This is a genomic window from Shewanella sp. 10N.261.52.F9, assembly GCF_041471165.1.
GTDB lineage: Bacteria > Pseudomonadota > Gammaproteobacteria > Enterobacterales > Shewanellaceae > Shewanella > Shewanella marinintestina.
In genome coordinates, this window is record NZ_JBFRNX010000031.1 from 2,169 (window position 1) to 3,820 (window position 1,652).

A 1,652-nucleotide genomic window follows, 5' to 3' on the forward strand; every position below is an offset into this window, starting at 1 on the left:
ACAGCCTACAACCTTAAACGCGGACAACCAACGCCGCGCTAGCCTAGCCTTCTCCGTCTCTCCATCGCAGTTAGCAGAAGTACGGGAATATTAACCCGTTTCCCATCGACTACGCCTTTCGGCCTCGCCTTAGGGGTCGACTCACCCTGCCCCGATTAACGTTGGACAGGAACCCTTGGTCTTTCGGCGAGGAGGTTTTTCACCCCCTTTATCGTTACTCATGTCAGCATTCGCACTTCTGATACCTCCAGTGTGGGTTACCCCTTCACCTTCAACGGCTTACAGAACGCTCCTCTACCGCACTAGAACAAGTCTAGTACCCATAGCTTCGGTGTATTGCTTAGCCCCGTTAAATCTTCCGCGCAGGCCGACTCGACTAGTGAGCTATTACGCTTTCTTTAAATGATGGCTGCTTCTAAGCCAACATCCTAGCTGTCTAAGCCTTCCCACATCGTTTCCCACTTAGCAATAACTTTGGGACCTTAGCTGATGGTCTGGGTTGTTTCCCTTTTCACGACGGACGTTAGCACCCGCCGTGTGTCTCCCGTATAGTACTCATTGGTATTCGGAGTTTGCAAAGGGTTGGTAAGTCGGGATGACCCCCTAGCCTTAACAGTGCTCTACCCCCAATGGTATTCGTACGAGGCGCTACCTAAATAGCTTTCGAGGAGAACCAGATATCTCCCGGTTTGATTGGCCTTTCACCCCCAGCCACAAGTCATCACCGCATTTTTCAACATACGTGTGTTCGGTCCTCCAATTGATGTTACTCAATCTTCAACCTGCCCATGGCTAGATCACCGGGTTTCGGGTCTACACCTTGCAACTAAACGCGCAGTTAACACTCGGTTTCCCTACGGCTCCGCTATTCGCTTAACCTTGCTACAAAATGTAAGTCGCTGACCCATTATACAAAAGGTACGCAGTCACGGTCTCAAGAACCGCTCCCACTGCTTGTACGTATACGGTTTCAGGTTCTATTTCACTCCCCTCACAGGGGTTCTTTTCGCCTTTCCCTCACGGTACTGGTTCACTATCGGTCAGTCAGGAGTATTTAGCCTTGGAGGATGGTCCCCCCATGTTCAGACAAGATGTCACGTGTCCCGTCCTACTCGTTTTCACATAAAGTTAGTTTTCATGTACGGGGCTATCACCCTGTGCCGCTGCGCTTTCCAACGCATTCCACTAACACCCTCTATGCTTAAGGGCTAATCCCCGTTCGCTCGCCGCTACTAGGGGAATCTCGGTTGATTTCTTTTCCTCCGGGTACTTAGATGTTTCAGTTCCCCGGGTTCGCCTCATTAACCTATGTATTCAGTTAATGATACTAGCTTATGCTAGTGGGTTTCCCCATTCGGACATCGTTAGCTCAAATGCTTGTTACTAGCTCGCCAACGCTTTTCGCAAGTTACTACGTCCTTCATCGCCTCTGACTGCCAAGGCATCCACCATATACGCTTAGTCACTTAACCATACAACCCAAATAAGTCTCTATGAGATTATCCGTTGTTTTATCAGGGTAGATAAAACAGCCGTATCGTAACTAATGGTTTCTACTTTCGCCAAAATTAGAATTTTTTACTTGAAGTCGTTAAACAACAAGCCAAGACACTTAATGTTAAGTGTTTTAGAACTCAATTTTTTAATTTCGC

1 rRNA gene (only partly in view) is annotated in these 1,652 nt (G+C 48.1%); it reads right to left on the bottom strand.

The window, feature by feature from the left end:
* Positions 1 to 1,472: ribosomal RNA gene (locus AB4298_RS19185) — 23S ribosomal RNA — on the bottom strand (it extends 2,150 nt beyond the left edge of the window).
* Positions 1,473 to 1,652: the final 180 nt, after the last annotated feature.